Annotated in this window: 23 protein-coding genes; 12 read left to right on the plus strand and 11 right to left on the minus strand. The window is 67.0% G+C overall.

Features of this window, described 5'->3' with window-relative positions; all coding sequences use genetic code 11:
* Positions 1-35 precede the first annotated feature (35 nt).
* The 6 genes from ACT6UX_RS15235 to ACT6UX_RS15260 all read left to right on the plus strand — a co-directional run bounded on the left by ACT6UX_RS15235 (position 36) and on the right by ACT6UX_RS15260 (position 6,189).
* Entirely contained in the window at positions 36-587 is a 552-nt protein-coding gene (locus tag ACT6UX_RS15235) for a methylated-DNA--[protein]-cysteine S-methyltransferase (RefSeq protein ID WP_444776002.1), read from the plus strand.
* Positions 584-1,216 carry a DNA-3-methyladenine glycosylase family protein gene (locus ACT6UX_RS15240; RefSeq protein ID WP_444776003.1) on the plus strand — a complete coding sequence of 211 codons (633 nt, stop codon included), beginning with the start codon at positions 584-586 and terminating at the stop codon, positions 1,214-1,216. Before ACT6UX_RS15235 ends, ACT6UX_RS15240 begins: the two co-directional genes overlap by 4 nt.
* Positions 1,217-1,313: 97 nt before the next feature.
* Positions 1,314-2,450: a hypothetical protein gene (locus tag ACT6UX_RS15245; RefSeq protein ID WP_444776004.1), complete on the plus strand. Its 1,137-nt coding sequence runs from the start codon at positions 1,314-1,316 to the stop codon at positions 2,448-2,450.
* Positions 2,447-3,283, plus strand: a complete 837-nt coding sequence (locus tag ACT6UX_RS15250; protein WP_444776005.1) for a hypothetical protein — start codon at positions 2,447-2,449, stop codon at positions 3,281-3,283. Before ACT6UX_RS15245 ends, ACT6UX_RS15250 begins: the two co-directional genes overlap by 4 nt.
* Before the next feature lie 60 nt (positions 3,284-3,343).
* Positions 3,344-4,735 carry a malonyl-CoA decarboxylase domain-containing protein gene (locus tag ACT6UX_RS15255; protein ID WP_444776006.1) on the plus strand — a complete coding sequence of 464 codons (1,392 nt, stop codon included), beginning with the start codon at positions 3,344-3,346 and terminating at the stop codon, positions 4,733-4,735.
* Positions 4,736-4,818: 83 nt separating this feature from the next.
* Complete coding sequence (locus ACT6UX_RS15260; RefSeq protein ID WP_444776007.1) at positions 4,819-6,189, plus strand: DUF2235 domain-containing protein; 1,371 nt, start codon at positions 4,819-4,821, stop codon at positions 6,187-6,189.
* 24 nt (positions 6,190-6,213) lie between these two features.
* Here ACT6UX_RS15260 and ACT6UX_RS15265 read toward each other — a convergent pair whose 3' ends face one another.
* From ACT6UX_RS15265 to paaG, 3 genes are read right to left on the minus strand one after another with little or no spacing between them, the layout of a single operon-like run.
* Positions 6,214-7,146, minus strand: coding sequence for an SMP-30/gluconolactonase/LRE family protein (locus ACT6UX_RS15265; protein WP_444776008.1), 933 nt, complete (start codon positions 7,144-7,146; stop codon positions 6,214-6,216).
* A 47-nt stretch (positions 7,147-7,193) separates the two neighbouring features.
* On the minus strand, positions 7,194-7,976 hold the full coding sequence (locus ACT6UX_RS15270; RefSeq protein ID WP_444776009.1) for an enoyl-CoA hydratase-related protein: 783 nt from the start codon (positions 7,974-7,976) through the stop codon (positions 7,194-7,196).
* Between the two features lie 28 nt (positions 7,977-8,004).
* A complete protein-coding gene (gene paaG, locus ACT6UX_RS15275; protein WP_444776010.1) occupies positions 8,005-8,802 on the minus strand; it encodes a 2-(1,2-epoxy-1,2-dihydrophenyl)acetyl-CoA isomerase PaaG in 798 nt (265 codons plus the stop codon).
* An 80-nt stretch (positions 8,803-8,882) separates the two neighbouring features.
* Here paaG and ACT6UX_RS15280 point away from each other — a divergent pair, with 80 nt between their 5' ends.
* The gene (locus ACT6UX_RS15280) at positions 8,883-9,329 is read left to right on the plus strand and encodes a flavodoxin domain-containing protein (protein ID WP_444776011.1); all 447 of its coding nucleotides are present in this window, start codon (positions 8,883-8,885) and stop codon (positions 9,327-9,329) included.
* 14 nt (positions 9,330-9,343) lie between these two features.
* On the opposite strand, the gene ACT6UX_RS15285 is transcribed toward ACT6UX_RS15280, so the two are convergent.
* From ACT6UX_RS15285 to ACT6UX_RS15295, 3 genes are read right to left on the minus strand one after another with little or no spacing between them, the layout of a single operon-like run.
* Positions 9,344-10,525: an adenylate/guanylate cyclase domain-containing protein gene (locus tag ACT6UX_RS15285; protein WP_444776012.1), complete on the minus strand. Its 1,182-nt coding sequence runs from the start codon at positions 10,523-10,525 to the stop codon at positions 9,344-9,346.
* A gap of 17 nt (positions 10,526-10,542) precedes the next feature.
* Positions 10,543-11,439, minus strand: coding sequence for an SDR family NAD(P)-dependent oxidoreductase (locus ACT6UX_RS15290; protein WP_444776013.1), 897 nt, complete (start codon positions 11,437-11,439; stop codon positions 10,543-10,545).
* Positions 11,440-11,448: 9 nt separating this feature from the next.
* The gene (locus tag ACT6UX_RS15295; RefSeq protein ID WP_444776014.1) at positions 11,449-12,699 is read right to left on the minus strand and encodes a thiolase family protein; all 1,251 of its coding nucleotides are present in this window, start codon (positions 12,697-12,699) and stop codon (positions 11,449-11,451) included.
* A gap of 71 nt (positions 12,700-12,770) precedes the next feature.
* Here ACT6UX_RS15295 and ACT6UX_RS15300 point away from each other — a divergent pair, with 71 nt between their 5' ends.
* Both ACT6UX_RS15300 and ACT6UX_RS15305 read left to right on the plus strand, forming a co-directional pair.
* Positions 12,771-14,174 carry an FAD-binding oxidoreductase gene (locus ACT6UX_RS15300; RefSeq protein WP_444776015.1) on the plus strand — a complete coding sequence of 468 codons (1,404 nt, stop codon included), beginning with the start codon at positions 12,771-12,773 and terminating at the stop codon, positions 14,172-14,174.
* Positions 14,175-14,399: 225 nt separating this feature from the next.
* A complete protein-coding gene (locus tag ACT6UX_RS15305) occupies positions 14,400-14,555 on the plus strand; it encodes a GIY-YIG nuclease family protein (RefSeq protein WP_444776016.1) in 156 nt (51 codons plus the stop codon).
* 160 nt (positions 14,556-14,715) lie between these two features.
* Here the strand turns inward: ACT6UX_RS15305 and ACT6UX_RS15310 are convergent, their stop codons facing one another.
* The 3 genes from ACT6UX_RS15310 to ACT6UX_RS15320 all read right to left on the minus strand — a co-directional run bounded on the left by ACT6UX_RS15310 (position 14,716) and on the right by ACT6UX_RS15320 (position 16,080).
* Positions 14,716-15,210, minus strand: a complete 495-nt coding sequence (locus tag ACT6UX_RS15310; RefSeq protein ID WP_444776017.1) for a hypothetical protein — start codon at positions 15,208-15,210, stop codon at positions 14,716-14,718.
* Positions 15,211-15,332: 122 nt separating this feature from the next.
* Positions 15,333-15,680 carry a RidA family protein gene (locus tag ACT6UX_RS15315; RefSeq protein WP_444776018.1) on the minus strand — a complete coding sequence of 116 codons (348 nt, stop codon included), beginning with the start codon at positions 15,678-15,680 and terminating at the stop codon, positions 15,333-15,335.
* A gap of 49 nt (positions 15,681-15,729) precedes the next feature.
* Positions 15,730-16,080, minus strand: coding sequence for a RidA family protein (locus ACT6UX_RS15320; RefSeq protein WP_444776019.1), 351 nt, complete (start codon positions 16,078-16,080; stop codon positions 15,730-15,732).
* 116 nt (positions 16,081-16,196) lie between these two features.
* Between ACT6UX_RS15320 and ACT6UX_RS15325 the strand changes: the two genes are divergently transcribed.
* Together ACT6UX_RS15325 and ACT6UX_RS15330 are read left to right on the plus strand one after the other, a co-directional pair.
* The gene (locus tag ACT6UX_RS15325; protein WP_444776020.1) at positions 16,197-17,432 is read left to right on the plus strand and encodes a CaiB/BaiF CoA transferase family protein; all 1,236 of its coding nucleotides are present in this window, start codon (positions 16,197-16,199) and stop codon (positions 17,430-17,432) included.
* A gap of 20 nt (positions 17,433-17,452) precedes the next feature.
* Positions 17,453-18,292: an amidohydrolase family protein gene (locus tag ACT6UX_RS15330; protein WP_444776021.1), complete on the plus strand. Its 840-nt coding sequence runs from the start codon at positions 17,453-17,455 to the stop codon at positions 18,290-18,292.
* A 91-nt stretch (positions 18,293-18,383) separates the two neighbouring features.
* On the opposite strand, the gene ACT6UX_RS15335 is transcribed toward ACT6UX_RS15330, so the two are convergent.
* Together ACT6UX_RS15335 and ACT6UX_RS15340 are read right to left on the minus strand one after the other, a co-directional pair.
* Complete coding sequence (locus ACT6UX_RS15335) at positions 18,384-20,102, minus strand: N-acyl-D-amino-acid deacylase family protein (RefSeq protein WP_444776022.1); 1,719 nt, start codon at positions 20,100-20,102, stop codon at positions 18,384-18,386.
* Between the two features lie 283 nt (positions 20,103-20,385).
* Positions 20,386-21,930 (minus strand): peptide chain release factor 3, encoded by a 1,545-nt coding sequence (locus ACT6UX_RS15340; protein ID WP_444776061.1) that lies wholly within the window; start codon positions 21,928-21,930, stop codon positions 20,386-20,388.
* A 178-nt stretch (positions 21,931-22,108) separates the two neighbouring features.
* Between ACT6UX_RS15340 and ACT6UX_RS15345 the strand changes: the two genes are divergently transcribed.
* Positions 22,109-23,389, plus strand: coding sequence for a hypothetical protein (locus tag ACT6UX_RS15345; RefSeq protein WP_444776023.1), 1,281 nt, complete (start codon positions 22,109-22,111; stop codon positions 23,387-23,389).
* Positions 23,390-23,419: the final 30 nt, after the last annotated feature.

Consider the following 23,419-nt stretch of genomic DNA (forward strand, 5'->3'; position numbering starts at 1 on the left):
TGACGGGATGACCGGTTAGGCCGGAAGGTTCAGCCATGAGCGCCCAAGGATTTGCCCTGTTCGACACGCCGATCGGCACCTGCGCCATCGCCTGGAGCGGCCGCGGCATCGCGGGTCTTCAGCTGCCCGAGCCGACCGCCGCCGCGACGCGTGCCCGCGTGAAGCGACGCTGGCCGGGCGCCGCCGAGGCGGATTCCGTGCCGGCCGGCGTGCAGCGCGCGCTCGACCGCGTGCAGGCGCTGCTGGCGGGCGGCGCCGTCGAACTCGCCGACATCCCGCTCGACCTCGAGGCCGCGCCCGAATTCCACCGCAGGGTCTACGCGGTGGCCCGCACCATCCCGCCCGGCCGCACCATGACCTATGGCGAAATCGCCCGGCGCCTCGGCGTGCCGCACGAATCGCGCGAAGTCGGCCAGGCACTGGGCAAGAACCCGGTGGCCATCATCGTGCCCTGCCATCGCGTGCTGGGCGCCGACGGAAAGATGGGCGGCTTCTCGGCCAATGGCGGCGTCTCGACCAAGCGGCGCATGCTGGAGATCGAGGGCGCTCCCGAGGTCGGCGCGGGACCGCTGTTCGCGGCCCGATGAGCGGCTTTCCCTTCAAGCCCGCCAAAGCCGTCGCGCATCTCAGGGCCGCCGACCCGGCACTGGCCGCGATCATCGCGACGGTCGGCCCGTTCCGCATGGAGCTGAAACACGCGCGCAGCCTGTTCGGCGCGCTGGCCGAAGCCATCGTCTACCAGCAGCTCTCCAACAAGGCAGCGGCCACTATCTACGGCCGGGTCGAGGCGCTCTACCCAGACGCGCCCGACGGTTTCACACCGCGTCACATCCTGAAGACGCCGGACGAGGCCTTGCGCGGCTGCGGCCTGTCGCGCGCCAAGGTTCTGGCGGTCCAGGATCTCGCCCGCCGCGTCGAGGACGGCGAGCTGCCCACGCTCGACGTGGCACAGGAGATCCCCGATGCTGAGTTGATCGAGCGCCTGGTGATGGTGCGTGGCATCGGCCGCTGGAGCGCCGAGATGTTCCTGATGTTCCGCCTCGGCCGCCCCGACGTGCTGCCGGTCGACGACTACAGTTTGCGCAAGGCCTACGCGAAGGCCTTCAGGAAACGCGCGCTGCCGTCGCCGCAGGCGCTTGAGAAGGCCGGCCGGAAGTGGCGGCCCTATCGCACGGTGGCGAGCTGGTATCTGTGGCGCGTGCTCGATCAGCCCTGAGGCCGACACAAGCGCAGGCAGATATCGTATCGCTTCCGCTACCCAACCGCGTATCCTCTGTCCGATGACTTCGCCACAGCCTCAGCGCTACTTCTATTTGCTCACCCTGATGTGGATTCATGTATTGGGGAATCCCACCTGGGCACAAACCCAGGATTCCAAGCTCGCGGCGGTACGCGGCCTCGAACGGGCGGTGCAGGGCAGCGGTGGTTCCCGGTTGCCCTGGGAACTCATCGATCTCGCGAAGGCCTACGAAAGGATGGGCGCGCCGGGCGACGCGTCCAGATTGCTGGCACAAGCAGCGTCTCTGGCGGAGCTGGCGACCAAACCGGACGATCGCAACCGGCTGCTGGCCCAGATCGGCGACAGCTACCTGCCTTTGGACGAAGCGGACCGCAAGTCGATCCAGGCCGGCGACAAGCAAGTCCTTCAAATGCTGCTGGTGGCAAAGAAGACCATCGCCAGCCAGATCCCGGCCTATGTCGGCTGGTATGTGACCGGCGTTACCTCCCGCGACGGTCTGGAGGCAGGCAAGCGCGCCGTCGTGGACCTCGACGCCTTCGTGAAGAAGACCCGGGCCGAGGGCGAGGCGCTGGCGACCAACGAACTGGTCCAGGGGTGGATGCGCTCTCAGGACCAATGGCTGATTGCCCTGCTCACGGAGGCCTGCCGGACGAACAAGGTGGCGGACCTCCTCGGATGGGCGCGAAACACCATGAAGGCCGATCCGCGGGACATAGACAGCGCCATGACGCGTGCGGCCGTCCTTGCGCAGAAATCCGGTGACGCCTCGGTACTTCCCATTCTCCTGCCGCACTATGTCGACCCGGCTGCCCGCATCAACGCGATCGAGCTGACCGCGGTCGAAGCGATTCGGCGCGGCCAGACGACAAGCGCAACCGCGATCGCACGCCTGATAACGGGCAGCACGACTGCGATGGCAACCGCCATGCGTGCTCCCGGACTTTCCGAATCGGTTTACGACTGCACCGGCCCGACCAAGCCCTTGCTGTCGATCGATCCCGACTACAGCTTTGCGAAGTCCGGCTATGTCGACTGTGGAGCAGGTGTTCCCCCTGCCCTCCTGTCGCTGGGTGTCGCCTTCGCACGCGCCCAGCAGGACGCAGTCGCCCAGTCGATCCTGGACTATGTGGGGAGCGTCGAACTGCGCGGACGCGGCGACTACGTGCTCGTTCGGAGCGCTGGAACGCCTATTTCGTCGGACGGATGTTGACGCTCCTGTCGTCGCCGGACGACGTGCCGAGGCTGATCCGCGAAAGCAGGTTCGTGAACAACGCCGTTCCGCCCAAACTCTACCTCGGCATGGCGGCCGGCCTTTCAGCGCGCAACCTGGCGACGCCCCTTCCGACCGCCTTGCAAGGAACCGAGGACAAGACACTTGCCCTCACGGTGGCGCATGCTTCGATCACCGCGCGGCGGACCATGGAACGAACCTCGCAAAGCACTGAAATCCTGCGAGCCCTGCTCGCCACTCTCGGCGACCACTACCTCGCGGCCGATGAAGGCGACCAAGGTCGATTCCTGCGCACGCCCCAATGGATGGTCGACTATGCGCAGGCCGGGCTCGGAGGAGAAACCGCAAGTCTGGTTTCGAGACTGTCGGAACGCACGACACAGGACATCAATTCCAGACTGGCGGCCGATACGACAGGTCGAGCGTTGGCGGGAGACGTCGTGCGGGCGAGGCTCGTCGGCCTGGCGACTCTCTTCCTGGCGACCCGCCTCACGGACACGCGTGCCGATCCCGACAAATGGGCCCTTCGCATCGAGAGCCAGGCCGCCCGCGACCTTTTCCTGGCGCTTGCCTGCGAAGCCCTGGCGCTTACGGGAGACTTCGAGGCAGGCAGCCGTCTCGCGCAAAGGCTGACCGCTACTGGATCGCGCCAGGGCTCCAACGACTTTGCACCGGGTCATTTAGCCTGGCAGGCGTTGGCGACCGCGCGTGCGCAACGCGGCGACCTCGGCGCCGCGTATGCTCTTGCCCGTGACAAGAAGGCGCCCCTGGGTGTCGGCAACTTGCTGCGTCTCTACGATGGCATCAGATAGGTAAAGCCGCGTTCATCTGCCGCCACTGGAGTGACACGTTTGCTGTGACATAATCTGCGTATGGCCCTGCTCTTCTCCAATACCGTCGACCGTACCCTCGAACGACTTCGTACCGCTTTCGTCGACACCGCCCGCGGCGCCCGCGAGGCGGTGGGGGCGCCGCTCCGTCCCGATCTGCCCGACGACGACATCCCCCGCCTGAAGAGCCGGATCGACGCCTGCCTCGAAGGCAAGGGCGGCGAGACGGCGCGTCGCGGCCGGGCCGCCGAACTGGGACAGGCCTACCTGTCGCTGTCGGCCGCCGGCCGCAAGAAGTTCCTGCTGACTTTGGCGCGCGATTACGGCTTGCCGCGCGAGGCCGCGATGAAGACGGTCGACCGTTGGCGCACGGGCAAGGAGCCCACCCGGGCGCTGCTACGGGAGCTGGAGCCACCGGCAGTACGGCTGCTGCGCGAGTTCGTCGGCGTGCCGCAGGGCGTGAAGTTCGTGGTCGACCTGCGCGCCGAGCTGCTGGCGCTGGGCCGCAGCGATGCGGCCGCCAAGGCGCTGAGCGAGGATCTGCGCTCGCTGCTGGGTGGCTGGTTCGACGTGGCCTTCCTCGACCTGGTGCGCATCGACTGGGCCTCGCCGGCCTCCCTGCTGGAAAAGCTGGTGACCTACGAGGCGGTCCACGCCATCCGCTCCTGGCGCGACCTCAAGAACCGGCTCGATTCGGACCGCCGCTGCTTCGCCTTCTTCCATCCGCGCATGCCCGACGAGCCGCTGATCTTCGTCGAGGTGGCCCTGGTCGACGGCATGGCCGGCAACGTCCAGCGCCTGCTCGACGCGCGCGACGAGACGCACGATCCCAAGCGTGCCAACACCGCGATCTTCTACTCGATCTCGAACTGCCAGCAGGGCCTGGCCGGCATCAGCTTCGGCAATTTCCTGATCAAGCGGGTGGCCGACCAGCTCTCGCGCGACCTGCCCAACATCAAGGATTTCGCCACCCTCTCGCCGATCCCGGGCCTGCGCCAGCATGTCGAGCACCGGTTCAAGACCGAGGGCGACGGCGCGCTGACCCAGGGCGAGATCGCCTCGCTGGGGCCGGTCATCGACGACGCCTACGGCGCCGCGGCCGTCCTCAAGCTGCTGGGGCGGCCGAACTGGTGGGAGGTGCCGGCCATCGACAAGGCGCTGCGGCCGATCCTGACGCGCCTTGCCGCCGTCTACCTCACCGCCACCGACAAGGGCCGCGCGCTCGACCGGGTGGCGCACTTCCATCTCGGCAACGGCGCCGTCGTCGAGCGGCTGAACTGGCTGGGCGACACCAGCGCCAACGGCTTCAAGCAATCCTACGGGATGATGGTGAACTACCGCTACAAGCTGTCCGACGTCGATGCCAACCACGAGGCCTATGCCGCCGGCAAGGCCGTCGCCAGCCGCGAGGTGCGCGGGCAGACGAAGGGTTGATATGCGCCCCTGCAGCGACGGGCGATGTGGTCGCGCCCTGCAATTGATGGTGTAGTTCCCCTCTCACCTGCGGGGAACGACGAATGTCGACGACGGAGATGGCGGCAGGCGTGCCTGCGTCCCGGAAGAAGCGCATCATCCTGCTGCTCGACGGCACGTGGAACGACCCGGCGGCCGGCGACAACGACACCAACATCGTCCGGCTCGAAGACCTGATCGTCAGGACGCTGCGGGAGACATCGACCGAGACCGCGGCCACCATTGGCAAGCTGACGCACGGCTACGTCACCGACGGCCAGGAGAACATCGTCCTCTACCAGCGTGGCGTCGGCACGGGCGCCTTCGACAGGTTCAAGGGCGGCGTGCTGGGCATCGGCATGCATGACAATATACGCCGCGCCTACAAGTTTCTGTCCTATCACTACGAAAAGGGCTGCGACCTCTACGTCTTCGGCTTCTCGCGCGGCGCTTACACCGCGCGCTCGCTGGTGGGATATATCGGCGCCTCCGGCCTGCTGACCCGCGGCAACTGCAGCCGGAAGAACGAGGCACTGGCCTGGGGCAACTATCGCACGCCGCCCGCCGACCGGGTGCCGGCGGTCAGCGTTCAGCTCGACGGGCTGGTGCACGATCGCGCGGACGTGCGCGTGAAATGCCTCGCCGTCTTCGATACGGTCGGGGCGCTCGGCATCCCCTTCGAATGGTGGTTCTCCAGGCTCAACCGGGAGAAGTACGGCTTCCACGATGTCGAGCTTTCGTCGATCACCGAAGTGAACCTGCAGGCGATGGCCGTGGACGAGCATCGCGGGCCGTTCCGCGCCGCCGTCTGGCGCAGCCCCCGCTTCAAGAAGCTGAAGGGCAAGGTCGAGCAGGTCTGGTTTCCCGGCGCCCATGCCGACATAGGCGGCGGCTACGTCTCGGCCGAACGCCGGCGGCGCGACCCCGAGCTGGCGTCGCTGGACGACGTCACGCTCGACTGGATGCTGAAGCGGCTGGCGGTCCATTGCCCGGACTTCCCCATCGACAGGGCCAAGGCCAAATGGCGGGATGCCGGCACCGCCTGCTCACGGCTCGGCCAGCACGATGCACGCACGCTCCCCTACAAGCTTTTTCCCTTTGCCTGGCGCGCGCTGGCCAACCGACCGATCCCCACGCCCGGCTGGCGCCAGGAAGCCGTGTCCTACGATCGTCGCGACACGACGATCGGCGAGGCCATCCATATCTCGCTGCTGGAGCGGCTCAATCAGAAGATCACGGTCAACGGCCGCACGGAAGTCTATGCGCCGCGGAACCTGCTGGAGATCATCGAGATCGTGCGGCAGACCTATGCCGGGGCGGACCTGGAGTCACCCATCAAGATCGTCGACTGGAGCGGCGAAACGCTCGATCCCGACAACGAGGCCGACGCCGCGAAGGCGCTCGCGGCGATCGAGAGCGCCGTGCCGACCAGCTGACCTGCCGGCGCTCCGCGCAACAGCCTACTTGTTCAGATATTCGAGCTTCAGGCCCGGGCGCGGCCACTCGAAGCTGACGAGCTTGCCGGTCATCGAGAGGGTGGCGTAGGCGGTGCGCAGGTCCGGTCCGCCGAAGCAGACGTTGGTGACCATCGGGTCCGGCAGCTTGTACTGCGTCACCGACTGCCCGTCGGGCGAGATGTCGGAGACGGCGCCGGTGATCAGGGTCGCGACGCAGACGTGGCCCGCGGAATCGACGGCCAGCGAATCGAACATCTGGTAGCCGCCGAGACCCGCCACCACCCGGCCCTTCTCGCCGCGATAGGCGCCGTTGGCATCCTTGATGGTGCCGGGCGCCGACAGGTCGAAGGCCCACAGGCGCGCGGTCGGCGTCTCCACGACGTAGAGGATCTTGCCGTCCGGCGAGAGGCCGCAGCCGTTGGGCCGCTCCAGCGGAAACACCTTCTGCTCGATCTTCGAGCCGTCGGCCTTGGCGTAGTAGACGGCGCCACGGTCGTTGTCGTACTCGCGCGTCTTGCCGAGGTCGGTGAACCAGAAGCCGCCGGCATCGTCGAACACCAGATCGTTGGGGCCGTTCAGCTTGCGGCCGTCGCAGCTGTCGTACAGCGTCTCGAACGTGCCGGTCTCCGGATCGACCACCTGGATCGAACCGCCTTTGTACGAGGCGGGCTGCGTGCCGGGGAACAGTCGGCCACCGGGCCGCTCTATCCAGTTGAAGCCACCATTGTTGGTCACGTAGATCTTGCCGCCGGGGCCCATGGCCGCGCCGTTGGGACCGCCGCCTAGCGTCGCGATGACGTGCTGCTTGCCGTCCGGCGTGACGCGCGTGAGCGTCTCGCGCGCGATCTCGACCAGGATGACCGAGCCGTCCGGCATGGCCACCGGCCCCTCGGGGAACTTGAGGCCGGAGGTGATCTCCTTGAACGGCGTCGTCATGGTCGTCTCTCCCGTGGTTCTTGTCGTTCCTACTGGCCCTTGAACGCTTACTGGCCCTTGAAGGCAGGCTTGCGCTTGGCGAGAAAGGCCGCGACGCCTTCCTTGAAATCCTCGCTCTTGCCCAGCTCGCGCTGGAAGTCGCGCTCGACGTCGAGCTGCTGGGAAAGCGTGTTGCCGCTGGCCCGGTTCATCGCCTCCTTGATGCGGGCGAGCGACATCGTCGGTCCGTCGGCGAGGCGGCGCGCGAGGTCGCCCGCCGTCTTCATGAGGTCGGCATCCTCGACCACGTCCCAGATCAGGCCCCAGTCCTTGGCCTGTTGCGCGCTGATCTGCGGCGCCAGCATGGCCAGCGCCCGGGCGCGCTGCTCGCCCACCAGGCGCGGCAGGAACCAGGTGCTGCCGCCGTCGGGCAGCAGGCCGATGCGCGCGAAGGCCTGCAGGAACGAGGCCGACTTGGCCGCGATGGCGATGTCGGACGCCAGCGCGAAGCTCATGCCGACCCCGGCCGCCGGGCCGTTCACCGCCGCCACGATCGGCTTCGGGATACTGCGCATCAGGCGGATCACGGGATTGAAGAACTTGTCGAGCGCCTCGCCCGAGTCCGACGTGCTGCCACGATCGGGGTCGGCGAGGTCGGCGCCGGCGCAGAAGCCACGGCCCGCACCGGTCAGCAGCACGGCGCGCACCGAGGCATCGGCGGCGAGCTCCTCCCAGCACTGCTTCAGCTCGCCGATCATCTTGCGCGACACGGCGTTCAGCCGGTCCGGCGCATTGAGGGTCAGGGTGGCGAGACCGTCTTCCTTGGCGATCTGGATCTTCTCGTAGGTCATCTGATTCTCGTCTCTCGACTGACTTTGTTTAACGTCCGGTGAAGTTGGGCGCACGCTTGGCGAGGAAGGCCGCAACGCCTTCCTTGAAATCCTCGCTCTTGCCCAGCTCGCGTTGATGGTCGCGTTCGAGGTCGAGCTGCTGGTCGAGCGTGTTGGTGGCGGCGGCGTTGATCGCGCCCTTGATCGCGGCATAGGAGCGGGTCGGGCCGGTGGCGAGCTTCTTTGCGATCTTGCCGGCCTCTTCCATCAGCGCGGCGTCGTCGACGACCTGCCAGACCATGCCCATGCGCGCGGCCTCATCGGCCGGCACCGAGGCGCCGAGCATCGCCAGCGCTCGGGCGCGGGCGTCACCCACCGTGTGGGGCAGGAACCAGGTGCCGCCCAGATCGGGGATCAGCGAGATCCGGACGAAGGCCTGGTCGAACCGCGCCGAGCGTGCGGCGATCACGATATCGCAGGCGAGCGCCAGGTTGGCGCCGCCGCCCGCCGCCACGCCGTTGACGGCCGCCACGATTGGCTTGGGCAGATCGCGCATGGCCCGGATCATGGGGTTGAAGATGCGGTCCATCGCGGCGCCGACGTCACGCGGGCCCTGGGATGAGGCATCGCCGGGGCCGCCGCCGGCCAGATCGGCGCCGGCGCAGAAGCCGCGGCCGGTGCCGGTCAGCAGGACGGCGCGCACCGCATCGTCCTCGCGGGCACGCTTCAGCTCGGCGTTCATGGCGTCGATCAGTTGATGGCTCATCGCGTTCAGCCGCTGCGGGCGGTTGAGCGTCAGGGTGAGCACGCCGCCCTCGAGGGCGGACAGAACAGGCGTTTCTTCCATGACAGCAAGACTGGCATGGCCGAATCGGCCGCGCCATCCGGTCGCGTCGCATCGCGGCATTCGGTCCCGTATCGGGATGCATGGCCACGATCCTGATCCTGGTCGGCACCGAGTCGGGCAATGCCCAGATGGTGGCCGACGCGCTGCAACCCGTGCTGGCGAGTGCCGGACACGCCGTCGACGTTACCGACAAGGCGGCGACCGCTGCCGACCTGCGGGCGCACGACGTGCTCCTCGTCGTCTGCGCGACCCACGGGTCGGGCGACATCCCGACCAACATCCTGCCGCTGGTCGAGGCGCTGCAGCGCGACAAGCCAAATCTGTCGGGCCATCGCTACGGCGTCATCGCGCTCGGCGACATGACCTACCAGGACACGTTCTGCGGCGGGGGTAAGAAGGTCGACCAGGTCCTGGAACTGTGCGGCGCGAAGAGGGTCGGCGACCGTCTCGAAATCGACGCCTCCGAACAGCCCCTCCCCGACGAGGAAGCCCTCACTTGGATCGAAGGCTGGAAGACGAAGGTCTGAGGAAAGGTCCTTCGTCAATCCGGCAGCGTAAAGATCTCGACCGGTTCGCGGACGCCGCGCAGGCGGTGTTTGCCGAGCGACTTCATCGGGCGCGGGCAATCGGCGTTGAATTCTGCTGAGGCACAGACGCGGACGCCCAGCGCCTTGGTGAGGCCCTCCAGCCGCGAGGCGCGGTTGACGGCGGAGCCGATGACGGTGAAGTCGAGCCGGTCCTCGGTGCCGATATTGCCGAAGGTCACCGTGCCGACATGGAGGCCGATGCCGAACCTGATCGGCTCGGCACCGCCCGTGGCGCGCGCCTCGTTGGCGGCTTCGGCGTCGGCGATCAGCTGGCGCGCGGCGTCGAGCGCGGCCGACGTCACCATCGGCATGAAAAGCGCATCCTCCGCTGGGAAATAGGCCATCACGCCGTCGCCGATGAACTTCAGGATCTCGCCGCCATGCTTGGCGAGGGCATCGCCCACGAGCTGGAAGTAGTTGTTCAGCAGCTCGAGCACCTGGTCCGGCGGCAGGCGCTCGTTGAGGCCCGTGAAGTCGCGCAGGTCGGAGAACCACAGCACCGCCCGGATCTCCTCGCCGTCGCCGCGCCGGATCATGCCGTGCAGGATGCGCTCGCCGACGTGGCGGCCGAGATAGGTCTGGGCGACGGTCTGTGCGACGCTCTCCTCGATGTGCATCTCCGTCACGGCGCCCATCATGTCGACCAGGCGGGTGAGGTCGTCGATGTCGGCCTCGCTGAAGCCTCCCTTGTGGTCGCTCGCGAAGGCCACGACCGGCAGCGGTCCGTCGCGACGGACATGCATCGGCAGCGAGAAGTAATCAGTGCCGCCGCCGTCCTTCACCTCGTGCAGCACGTGATGGTGACGCTCGGTCAGGCGATCGAGCCGGTAGCGGACCGGCGCTCCCCCTTCACGCACTTCCTGGATCGGGCTGCCGATATAGGCCGGGGTGAACTGAACGCCATAGGCGCGCGCCACCGATTCGACGCGCTCGCCGCGCCGCCACAGATAGCCCATGGCCTGGAGCTGCGGGTGGACGAGCTGGAGGCCGACATACATCCGCCAGACCGGCACGCCGGCTTCGAGCACGCGGTTCATCAGCTGCTCGATGAAGGCGTCCGGCCTCCGGATGAGCCGGCCTTCCCGCATCAGCCACTTCGCGACCGGCAGCAGGCGATCCGCTGCCGGTGCGGTCACAGGAGGCGCCTCGCCGTTCAGGAGCCGCTCACGACGGCGGCGACTTCCTCGCCGGAGGTGCGGAAGACACGGCTGGCCGAGACGTCGGCGATCTTGTCGATATTGTCGGCCACGTCCTCGATGGTCGGCGCACGACCGTCGATGCGCAGGCCCTCGGCCTCGCGATACTCGATGCGCGCGAAGGTGCCGGCGCCGGCGCTCCAGATGTCGCCGGTGCGCTGGCATTGTTCGCTGCACAGATAGGCGACCATCGGCGACACGAACTCGGGCCTCAGCTTGGCCAACGCCTCCGGCGTCATCAGGCTCTCGGTCATGCGCGTGGCGGCGATCGGCGCCAGCGCGTTCATCATGATGTTGTACTTTTGGCCCTCGAGCCGGAGCGCGTTCATGAAGCCCACGACCGCGAGCTTGGCGCCGCCGTAGTTGGACTGGCCGAACGTGCCGTAGATGCCCGAGTTCGAGGAGGTCACGACGATGCGGCCATAGGCCTTGGCGCGCAGGATCGGCCAGGCGGCATGGGTCACATACGCCGTGCCGAGGAAATGGACCTTCACGACGAACTCGAAATCCTCGGTCGTCATGTTGTGGAAGGTCTTGTCGCGCAGGACACCCGCATTGTTCACCACGATGTCGACCGTGCCGAAGGCATCGACGGCGGTCTTCACGATGTTGGCGGCGGTCGCGGCCTCGGCGACGGAATCGTAGTTGGCGACGGCGATGCCGCCCGCCGCCTTGATCTCGTCGACCACCTTGTCGGCCGCGGCGTGGCCGCCGCCTTTACCGTCGACCGCGCCGCCCGGATCGTTCACGACCACCTTGGCGCCACGGCTGGCCAGCAGCAGCGCGTGGGCGCGGCCGAGCCCGTTGCCCGCACCGGTGACGATGGCGACGCGATTGTCGAAGCGGATTGTCATGTCTGTCCTCTACTCTTTCTTGAGAATTACGACCGAGGCGACGGCCTCTTCCATACCGATCACGCCGCCACCATTCTCGGCGAGCGCCACCTTGGCCCCTTCCACCTGACGGGCACCGGCCTCGCCGCGCAGCTGCGTCGCGAGTTCGGCCAGCATCGACAGGCCGGTGGCGCCGACCGGGTGGCCCTTGGAGACCAGGCCGCCCGAGGTGTTGACCGGCAGCTTGCCGCCGGGGCCGGTGGCGCCCGATTCGACAAACGTGCCGCCCTCGCCCTCGGGGCAGAAGCGCAGCATCTCGCACTGGTAGATCTCGCAGAAGCTGGTGGCGTCATGGACCTCGGCGACGTCGATGTCCTCCGGTCCCAGCCCGGCCATCCGGTAGGCCTTGTCGGCGGCCGCCCGCGTCAGGCCCGGCTCGTCGAGGTTGCGGTACATGCCGCCCGAGAAGCCGACGCCCGCGATCTTCACGGCGCGGTCCTGGACCTGCTTCGGCTGTTTCGCCAGATACTCCGCCGAGCACAACAAGGCCCCTGCCGCGCCGTCGCCGATCGGCGCGCACATGGCGCGGGTCAGCGGGAACGACACCGGGCGGTCCTCCAGAACCGACTGCGGCGTCATTTGGAAGCGGTACTGCGCCTTCTCGTTCAGCGCCCCGTAATTGTGGTTCTTGGCGGCGCCGGCCGCGATCTGGGCCTGGGTCGTGCCGTACTTCCACATGTGCCACTTGGCCTGCATGGCATAGGTATCCATGAAGATCGTGCGGTCATCGCCCGGCTTGAATTCGGAGCCGACCATCGCAGCCACCCGGTCCATCTCCTCGACCAGCCGGTCGTGCTGGCTGGTAATGTAGCCCTGGTTGAACAGACCCGCCGTGCGCTCGGGCGCCTCCGGGCTGAACAGCTTCTCGACGCCGAGGCAGAAGGTGAGTTCGTGGGTGCCGGCCAGCACGTCCTTCCAGGCGCCCATGAAGGCGGTCGACGCGGTGGCGCAGGCATTCTCGACATTGAACATCGGCACGCGCGCCGGGAACAGTCCCTCCTCGACCAGCGGCTGGAACAGCGCCTGGCCGCGGATCGAGTTCTGGCCCCAGAATCCCATGCCGCAATTGCCCAGCCAGCCGGTCTCGATGTCCGTGCCCTTGTCCATGCCGGCATCGGCCAGGGTGCCCAGATAGGCCTCCCGGGCAAGATCGCCGAAGCTCAGGCCGGGGTGCTTCTTGAAGACGGTCGTGTAGGCGCCGATCATGTAGACGTCGCGCATGGGGCGGTTTCCTCAGGTTGGCTTTGGTCGCATTTGAGCGTATCCAAACGGCTTACGCTAGGAGAACGAGCATGGCTGTAGCGGCCCAGGCGAAACCCCTCAACGTCGATGCCACGATCGCCGAGCTGAAGGCGCTGTTCGGCGACCGGGTCAGCACCGCGCACGCCGTGCGCGAACAGCATGGCAAGGACATTTCGTATCACGAAGCCCACCTGCCCGACGCCGTGGTCTTCGCCGAATCGACCGAGGAAGTGCAGCAGATCGTCCAGCTCTGCGCCCGCCACAAGACCCCGATCATCCCGTTCGGCACCGGCACCTCGCTGGAGGGTCATATCAGCGCCCCCAACGGCGGCATCTCGCTCGACGTCAGCCGCATGAACAAGGTGCTGCAGGTCAACGAAGCCGACCTCGATGTGGTCGTGCAGCCCGGCGTTACCCGCAAGCAGCTGAACGAGTATCTCCGCGCGACCGGCCTGTTCTTCCCGATCGATCCCGGCGCCGACGCCTCGATCGGCGGCATGACCAGCACGCGCGCCTCGGGCACCAACGCGGTGCGTTACGGCACGATGCGCGAGAACGTGCTGTCGCTGCAGGTCGTGACGCCGGACGGCCGGATCATGCAGCTCGGCCGCCGCTCGCGGAAGTCGAGCGCGGGTTACGACCTGGTGAAGCTGTTCGTCGGCTCCGAGGGCACGCTGGGCGTCATCACCGAGATCACGCTCCGCCTCTACGGCACGCCGGAATCGATGGTCGCGGCGACCTGCGCCTTCGACACCTTGGAAGGCGCGGTCAACACCGTGATCCAGACCATCCAGTCCGGCATCCCGGTGGCGCGCATCGAGCTGATGGACACTTACACGGTCGACACGGTGAACCAGTATTCCAAGCTCACGCTGCCGCAGAAGAACCTGCTGCTGCTCGAGTTCCACGGCACCGAGGCCGGCACCAAGGAACAGGCCGAGATGGTGCAGGCCATCGCCGCCGAGCATGGCGGCGGCGACTTCGCCTGGACCAACCAGGCCGAGGAGCGCAGCAGGATGTGGCAGGCCCGCCATGACGCCGCCTGGGCCGCAAAGGCCTACAAGCCGGGCTGGGGCATGTGGGCGACCGATGTCTGCGTGCCGATCAGCCGACTGGCCGAGTGCATTCTGGAGACCCAGAAGGACATCCAGGCCAACGGCCTCTACGCCCCCATCGTCGGCCATGTCGGCGACGGCAACTTCCATCTCACCATGATGGTCGATCCCGAAGACCCGACCTACCTGCCGAAGGCCGAAGCGCTGAACGACCGCATGGTCGCGCGCGCCCAGCATCTCGGCGGCACCTGTACCGGCGAGCACGGCGTCGGCATCGGCAAGATCAAGTACCTCTACGCCGAGCACGGCGAGGCGATGTCGCTGATGCGCGCGATCAAGAAGGCGATCGACCCGGACAACATCATGAACCCGGGCAAGATCATCGGGCCGATCAATTAGAGGCTAAGCGCCTGCAACCCGCACCACCTCATCCTGAGGAGGCCGCGCAGCGGCCGTCTCGAAGGATGGGCAACAAGACGAATGCTCGAATGTCCGAGGAGCCTGGCGCCTACGTCTATCTGCTGAAATGTGCTGACGATAGTTACGACGTAGGCTCTGCACGCATGGGAGCGCCGCGTATCCGAGCACAACAATGGAACCCATGGCGGCTATGCCTCGAAGCGGTTGCCCGTGAAGCTGCTCTGGGGTGAGCACTTCCAGAACATCATCGACGCCGTCGCCGTGGAACGGCAGCTCAAGGGCTGGTCCCGTGCCAAGAAAGAAGCGCTCATTCGAGGCGACTACGGATCACTTCAAGAGCTGGCGAAGAGACGCACTTAGATCACGTCTGTGGCCCATCCTTCGAGACGCGCCGCTTCGCGGCGCTCCTCAGGATGAGGTAAGTGCTTCAATCGATTCAATTCATTTCGAGCCAGCCTCTCAGGATGAGGGGGTAGCTGGAAGAACAAACAGCCGAAGTCGGGCTATGGCGGACCGCCCCTCACCCGCCCGAGTCGACGATGCATTCCTTGACGCGTTTCCAGGCAGCGGGGGCGCTCTTGCCGAGATTGACGTCGTCGCGGTCCTCGCTGCCGCCCAGCAGCATGCTGTAGCCACCCTTGGCTGCGATGATCTCGATGGCCGCCGGCGGCAGGGCGACCCACATGCGTTTCCCGTCGGCCGCGATCGTGTTGTCCCATTGCATGCCGTTCGCCGGTTCGCGCAGGGGAACGATGATGGAATTGGGGAACTTGCCCTTGCGGCCCTCGGCGCGGACGCTGAGATAGGAATAGCCGTCGGTGCGCATCGCCATGATGTCGTCGCGGCCGCCGACCCGGCGGAAGGCGCGGCAGTTGGTGACGCCGCTCGACTCTTTCACGCGCGTGAAATTCCAGCTGTCGAAGCCCTTGCCGTAAGGCTGCGGGTTGTTCTGCGCCAGCGCCATCGACGACAACCCCGCGAGGCACAGGCCCGCGAGTACGCTCTTCACCAACATCCGACCTCTCCCCAGAGTTCGGGCGGATAAGAGCCGACGATGGGCAATTCCGTCAAGACGGTGCCCGCCAAAGCAAAGGGCCGGCGACTGCCGGCCCTTTCTCTCTCGAAACAGGTGCGCGCTTACTTGGCGGCCTGGATCATGATCTCGACCGAGAGGCCGGGAGCCGCGAGCTTGGCTTCGACCGTCGCACGGGCCGGGGCGTTGCCGGGGGACACCCAGGCGTCCCACACTTCGTTCATCTGGCTCCAGGTCGAGATGTCGGTCAGCCAGATGTTGGCCGACAGCACCTTCGACTTGTCGGTGCCGGCCTCGGCCAGGAACTTGTCGACCTTGGCGAGGATCTGCTGGGTCTGGCCCTTCACGTCGGCCTTTGCGTCGTCGGCGGTGAGGCCGGCGAGATAGACCGTATCGCCGTGGACCACGGCGCTGCTCATGCGGGCGCCGGCGTTGATGCGCTTGATGCTCATATTGTCTCTCCTCGATGAAACTGGAAAACGGGCGGGACCTTAGCAGAGGCTAGATCGCCGCGACGACCATGATTTCGACCTTCATGTCCGGGTCGTTCAGCCGGGCCTGGACGGTGGCGCGGGCGGGCGTGTGGCCCGGCGTGACCCAGGTATCCCAGACTTCGTTCATGGCGGCGAAATCCGCGATATCGCTCAGCCAGATCGTGGCGGTGAGGATCTTCGACTTGTCGCTGCCGCCCTTGGCCAGCAGGGAGTCGATCTCGGCCAGCGCCTGCCGGACCTGGCCGGTGATGTCGAGGCTCGTATCCTCGGGGATCATGCCCGAGCAGTGGATGCGGTTGCCCAGGATGACGGCCTCGCTCATGCGCGGGCCGCAGTCGATTCGCGTGATGGTGCTCATGATCCGCCCCTCATAAACGGCACTGTCCCCTCGCACAACGGACCGAATGTGCACTCCGCGCTGCCTGTGCGGCCGGATCGCGTTACAGTTCGAGTAAGCCTACCGGAGAAAACGCCATGACCATCCCGCCCCAGATCCGACGGCCGCTCGACGGCATGCTCGTCCTCGATCTCGGGCAGATCTACAATGGTCCCTATTGCGGCCTGCAGCTCGCCTTCATGGGCGCGCGCGTGCTCAAGATCGAGCCGCCGGAGGGCGACGTGGTGCGCCGCCGCAAGCGCGAGGTCGAGCCCTATCCGCTGGTCATGCTGAACTCCAACAAGGAGTCGGTGGTCCTCGACTTCAAGCAGCCGCGCGGCAAGGAGCTGTTCCTGGCGCTGGTCGAGAAGGCCGACGTGCTGATCGAGAACTTCGCCGCCGGCGTCATGGACCGGCTCGGCCTCGGCTACGAGGTGCTGAGCAAACTGAACCCGCGCCTGGTCTATGGCGGCAGCTCGGGCTTTGGCCTCGACGGTCCCTATCGCGACCTCGCCGCCATGGACGTCACCATCCAGGCGATGAGCGGCATCACCAACGCCACCGGCGATGCCGACGGGCCGCCGACCAAGGCCGGCGCCGCGGTCTGTGACTTCCTGGCGGGCATCCATCTCTGCGCCGGCATCCTGGGCGCGCTGGTGCAACGCGAACGGACGGGCAAGGGCCAGCGGGTGGAGGTCGCCATGCACGAGGCCGGCGCAATCTCGATCGCCTCGGCGCTGGGTGCCGTGATGGACGGCGACAAGAACGTGCCCGACCGTACCGGCAACCGTCACCCCGCGCTGGCGATGGCGCCGTACAACACCTATCGCTGCCGCGACGGCTATGTCGCGATCTTCACCTCGGCCGAGCGGCACTGGGTATCGATGTGCGAGATGCTGGGCCGCGAGGATTTGCTGACCAATCCCGAGTTCATGACGACGCCGGGCCGCGCCAAGAACATGTCGACGATCGACGACATGGTCGGCGCCTGGACGCTGCCGAAGACGAAGGACGAGGTGCTGGCCGCGCTCACCGAAGCGCGCGTCCCGTGTGCCCCGGTGAAGACTGCGCGCGAGGTCGCCTACGATCCGCATCTCGAGGCGCGCGGCTTCTGGGTCGATGTCGAGCATCCGCGCCGCGGCAAGACCCGCGTGCCGATCTCCCCCATCCGGCTCCACACCGGCGGCAAGTCGGAGATCAAGCGCCCGGCACCGACCCTGGGCCAGCATACCGATGCGGTGCTCGGCGAATTGCTGGGCCTCGGCACGGAGGAGCTGGGCAAGCTGCGCACCGATGAAGTCACCGTGCCGGTGACCGAGCGGAAGAAGAAGTAACGAAAGAGAGGAAGCACCCCATGCCGATCATCGATTCCCAGGTCCACGCCTACGAGGCGAACACGCTGCAACGGCCCTGGGCCACCATCCCGAACTGGCCCGCGCACGTGACGGGAGACGAGATGGTCGCGGCCATGGACGCGGTCGGCGTCGACGGCGCAATCATGATCTCGCCTTTCGCGACCTACCGTTATGACGCCAGCTACGCCGAGGAGGTGGCGCGGCGTCATCCGAACCGCATGGCCATCGTGAAGCCGGTCGATCCCGACGACGAGAACGTGGCCGACGTCGTCGCGAAGTGGAAGGAGACGCAGGGCGCGGTCGGCATCCGTATCTTCCTGCGCGAGGAGGAGAAGCGCGCCGCCGACCATCCCGGCCTCGACCGCATCTGCAAGGCCGCCGTTCAGTACGACCTGCCGCTCAACTTCCTGTTCTGGGGCCAGGTCGACGAGGGCATGCAGATCATCGACCGCCATCCCGAGACGCGCTTCATCGTCGACCATCTCGGCATCCTGCAGCCGCGCGTCCCGCCCGCGCCGGCCGAACCCTGGGCCGACCTGCCGAAGATCCTCGAGCTCGCCAAGCGCCCGAACGCCGTGATCAAGATCAGCGGCGCCTGCACGCTCTCGAAGCAGCCCTATCCGTATCCCGACATCTGGGAGCCGCTGAAGCGCATCTTCGACGCCTGGGGCTTCGAGCGCTGCCTCTGGGGCACCGACTGGACGCGGGCCTTCGCCGTGGTGAACTACGAGAATGCGGTGAAGCCGTTCCTCGAGACGAAGACGCTCAGCGACAGCGAGCGGGCGATGCTGATGGGCGGCGCCTGCGCCAAGGCCTATGGTTGGTCGCCGAAGAGGTGATGCCCTTGTTGTTGTAGAGTCTTTCCGCTTCGAGTTCACCCACACCACCTCATCCTGAGGTGGCTTTTGGAAAAACCGATATGCTTCAGTCTCAGTCGGCCGTCGAACGGACCAGCTTGCCGGGACGCGCGCCGGTCTCGACGCCCTTCTCGAAGATCGGCGTGCCGGAGCAGATCGTCATGTCGTAGCCGTCGACGCTCTGGACCAAGCGGCGGCCGCCGGCCGGCAGGTCGAAGATCATCTTGGGGCTGTGCAGGGTCAGGCCGTCGAAGTCGATGACGTTGACGTCCGCCTTCAGGCCCGGCTGCAGGCGGCCGCGATCCTTGAAGCCGTAGAAGTCGGCGGTGCTGCTGGTCATGCGCTTGACCACGAACTCCAGGCCGAGGCGCGGGCCGCGCGAGCGATCGCGCACCCAATGCTGCAGCATCGAGGTGTTGAGCGAGGCGTCGCAGATCACACCGCAATGCGCACCGCCGTCGGACAGGCCGAGGATGGTGTGCGGATCCTCGATCAGCTCGCGCACGACCTCGAGATCGCCGTGCACGTAGTTGGTGACGGGGAAGTAGACCATGCGGTTCTCGGCCCCGACCAGATAGTCGTAGCAATATTCCTGCGGCGTCACGCCTTGGGCCTTGGCCAGCGCCTCGATGCTGCGCTCCGGCGCCGGCTCGTAGTCCGGCTTGTCGCCCAGCGGATACATACGGTCCCAGCGCGTCGCGATCTGGCGCGACAGCGGCGGCAGCACCTCGAGCAGGCGCGGCGAGGCCTCCTGCGACAGGATCAGGCGGCGCACCTCGGGCGTGCGCAGCTTCGCCAGCATCTCGGCCGGCGGCAGATGGGCCAGCTCGGCATAGCCCTCGCGCAGGCCGAACGGATTGAGCGAGGTGTTGAGGCCGAGCGTGAGGCCCACCGGGCGCCCGGCGACCTGGGCGTAAAGCGGTAGGTTATCGGCGCGCGCGGCGCGCACGCCGTCCATCAGGCGCTTGTAGCGCTGCGGATCGTAGCTGCGGTCGGTCAGCAGGAACCAGACCGGCCGGCCGCTCTCCCGCGCGACCTGGCGGACCCAGCTCCACTCCGCCTTCTCGTCGTCGAAGTCGGACAGGAAGCCGAACGTGCCGACGCCGGCACGGCCCATCGCCTTGCCGATGGCGATCAGCTCCTCATGCTCGGCATAGCGGCCGGGCACCAGGTCGCCGGCCAGCGTCTTGTGCTGGTCGGTGCGGCTGGTGGTGAAGCCGACGGCGCCGGCCTTCAGCGCCTCCTCGGTAAGCCGCGCCATCAGCTCGATGTCCTCGGCGGTCGCCCTCTCGCGGTTGATGGCGCGCTCGCCCATCGCATAGACGCGCAACGGATGGTGGGCGACCTGGGCGCCGATATCGATCGTACGCGGCAGGCGCTCCAGCGCGTCGAGATATTCCGGGAAGCTCTCCCAGTCCCACGTGAGGCCTTCGGTGAGGGTGATGCCGGGAATGTCCTCTACCCCCTCCATCATTTCGATCAGGGCCTTCTGGTGCTCAGCTCGCACCGGCGCGAAGCCGACGCCGCAATTGCCGAACACGATGGTCGTGGCGCCGTGCCACGAGGACGGCGCCAGCACCGGGTCCCAGGTGGCCTGGCCGTCATAGTGGGTATGGACATCGACCCAGCCCGGCGTGACCAGCCGGCCTTCGGCCTGGACCTCGCGCCTGGCCGGACCGGCCTTGCCGCCGACCTGGACGATCCTGTCGCCGGAGAGTGCGACGTCGCCCTGGAACGCCGGCGCGCCCGTGCCGTCGACGATGGTCCCGCCGCGAATGACGATGTCGTGCATGGCCCGTCCCGCTGTTCTGTACTGGGACGGCAAGCCTTTCACACAAGGCCGGGCCCGGAAAGCCCGGAGCCATGCATTACAGGCGTGCGGCCATTCTGAGTGCGGCGAAACCAGTAGAGTCTTTCCGCGTCGAGTTCACCCACCACCTCATCCTGAGGAGGCCGCGCAGCGGCCGTCTCGAAGGATGGGCAACAGACGAAGTGCTCGTTCCCACCCTTCGAGACGCGGTCCGGTGGACCGCTCCTCAGGGTGAGGTGCCTTTTTGGAAGACTGATATAAGACGCTAAGCGCGTTCGCGGATATCCGAGAACTTCACCTTCGGGCTCTTCTCGGCGATGTAGCCGAGTTCCCAGGCGTTGCGGGCGAGGAACACCGGGGAGCCATCGCGATCCTCGGACATGCCGCCGCGATTGGCCGACATGAACTCTTCGAGGTCGGCCTTGGTCTCGGCCGAGATCCAGCGCGCGGTCTCGAACGGCGCGGGCTCGAGATCGATATGGACGTTGTACTCGGCCTCGACGCGGGTCTTGAGCACGTCGAGCTGCAGTTCGCCGACGACACCCACGATATGGTCGCCGCCGATGACCCGGCGGAACACCTGGGTCACGCCCTCCTCGGCCAGATCCTCCAGCGCGCGCCGCAGCTGCTTGGACTTCATCGGATCCTCCAGCCGCACGCGGCGCAGGATTTCCGGCGCGAAGTTGGGAATGCCGACGATCTTGATCGCCTCGCCCTCGGTCAGCGTGTCGCCGACCCGCAGCACGCCGTGATTGGGAATGCCGATGATGTCGCCGGGCCACGCCTCGTCGACGATCTCGCGCTCACGGGCGAAGAACAGGATCGGCGAATTGACCGACAGAACCTTGGACGTGCCCATCTGCGTCAGCTTCATGCCGCGGCGGAACTTGCCGCTGCACAGGCGCAGGAAGGCGATGCGGTCGCGATGGTTGGGGTCCATGTTGGCCTGGACCTTGAACACGAAGCCCGAGACCTTGGGTTCGGTCGGCTCGATGGGACGCGGCTCGGCGGGCTGCGGCCGCGGCGGCGGCGCCCAGGCGGCGATCGCGTCGAGCAGCTCCTTCACGCCGAAATTGTTGTAGGCCGAGCCGAAGAACACCGGAGAGAGATGACCGGCGCGATAGCTTTCGAGATCGAACGCCGGATAGCCGGCGCGCACCAGCTCGACCTCCTCGGCGAAGTTCGGATCGGCGATGGTGTAGTTCTCGATCACCTCGCCGATGCGGCTCCTGTCGGTGTTGTCGAACACCAGCATGCGGTTGTTGTTGAGATCGTAGGTGCCCTTGAAGTTCTGGCCCGAGCCGGTCGGCCAGGTCATGGGCGAGACGTCGAGCGCCAGGGTCGAGGCGACCTCGTCCAGCAGCTCGATCGGATCCTTGGACTCGCGGTCCATCTTGTTGATGAAGGTGATGATCGGCACGTCGCGCAGGCGGCAGATCTCGAACAGCTTGCGGGTGCGCGCCTCGATGCCCTTGGCGGCGTCGATCACCATCACCGCCGAATCGACGGCGGTCAGGGTGCGGTAGGTGTCCTCGGAGAAGTCCTCATGGCCCGGCGTGTCGAGCAGGTTGAAGACCGCGCCGCCATACTCGAAATGCATCACCGAGGTGGTGACCGAGATGCCGCGCTGCTGCTCGATCTTCATCCAGTCCGAGCGCGCCCGCCGCGCCTCGCCGCGCGCCTTCACGGCACCGGCGACATGGATGGCGCCGCCGAACAGAAGCAGCTTCTCCGTCAGCGTCGTCTTGCCGGCGTCGGGATGCGAGATGATCGCAAACGTGCGCCTGAGCCCGGCGGGATGGCCAGCCAGACGGGCGTCGGAAGCGGGAAGAGCGGCGGAATCGGGCACTTTTTGGGGGTCCTTCGGGGTGGCGAGGGGGTAGCGGACGGGTCCGTTGGCGTCAACTCGTGAGGTTTGTTAGTAGGGCGCGGGCTTTTCCGGCAGCGCCCTCTCACTGAGGGGAGCCGGAGCGAATGGATTGGGGTCTATGGACAAGAAGAAGGCTGGCAGGACGCCAATCGCGCTACGCGTGCTGAAAGAGCTGGTGCTCCCGCTGGCCGGCGGCGCGGCCTACGGAACGCTGGTGGCACAGGCCAAGCAGATGCCGCTCGACGGCGTGACGGCGGGCGGCGTGGCGTTCTTCTGCATCCTGGCGGCGCAGGGCCTGGTCCTGCGCGCCGCGCGGACGGGCCGGACCGAGCCACCGGCGCCGGCCGCCGTCAGCGCACCTGCCCCCGAGCCGCTCAAGTTGCCGGCTCCCGAGAAAGCACCGGAAAAGGAACCGGAGCCCGCGCCCGCGCTCATCGCCGCGCCGACGGCCGAGCCCCTCCCCACACCCATCGTCGAACCCGTCGCCAAACCGGTCGACGAACCGGCGCCCGTGCCCGTCGCGGCACCCGTCCCCGAGTCTGCGGCGAGCCCGGTCCCGAAGCCCGCCCCCAAGCCCGCCAACGACTTCGTCAGCATCCGGGTCGGCATCGAGGAGTTGAAGGAGCAGGGCGCCCTGCCCGAACCCGAGCCGGAAAAGCCCGAAGACGGCCAGCGCCCCCTCTTCCGCAACCTCGCCCACGCGCCCACCAAGCGGACCCCCGTGGAAGCGCTGGCGCCGAAGCAGCTGCTCGACCTCAAGATGCCCTACCAGGCGGTGCTGAACGCCGCCGTGAATTTCGAACGCGAGGTCAAGCGCCACGCCGACATGGAAGGCGACCGGACCGTCCCGCTCGAAAGCCTGTTCGAGGATCCACGCTTCAATCTGTCGAAGGACCGGTTGCGCCAGCTCGATACCCTGCGCCGCATCCGCAACAACATCCTCCACGGCTTCGAAACCCTGGTCGACCCGATCGAAGCCGCCGCCCTCGTCGCCGCCTTCGACCGCGCCGCGACATGGTTCGATCCCGATAATATCGAGCCGGTGGAGCCTGCGAAGGCCGAGGCCGAGAAGGCCGTGAAGGCGGAAGAAGAAGAGCCGGCGGACGAGGACGCGAAGGCCCCCGTCGAAGACGAGGCGGAGAAGCCCACTGAGGGTAAGGCCGAGGAGGCCGTAAAGGCGGAAGAAGAAGAGCCGGCGGACGAGGACACGAAGGCCCCCGTCGAAGACGAGGCGGAGAAGCCCACCGAGGGTGAGGCGGAGAAGGCCGTGAAAGCGGAGGAAGAAGAGCCGGCGGAAGAAGAAGCGAAGCCCCCCGTCGAAGACGAGGCGGAGAAGGCCGAGAAGGATGAGTCTGAGAAGGATAAATCCGAGAAGAAGGTCGAGGCGACCAAGAGCTGAGAGTTTGCGAGGGCCTAGCGGGGGACTAAA

This window comes from Reyranella sp. (assembly GCF_052439685.1).
In the GTDB taxonomy this organism is placed as follows: Bacteria; Pseudomonadota; Alphaproteobacteria; order Reyranellales; family Reyranellaceae; genus Reyranella.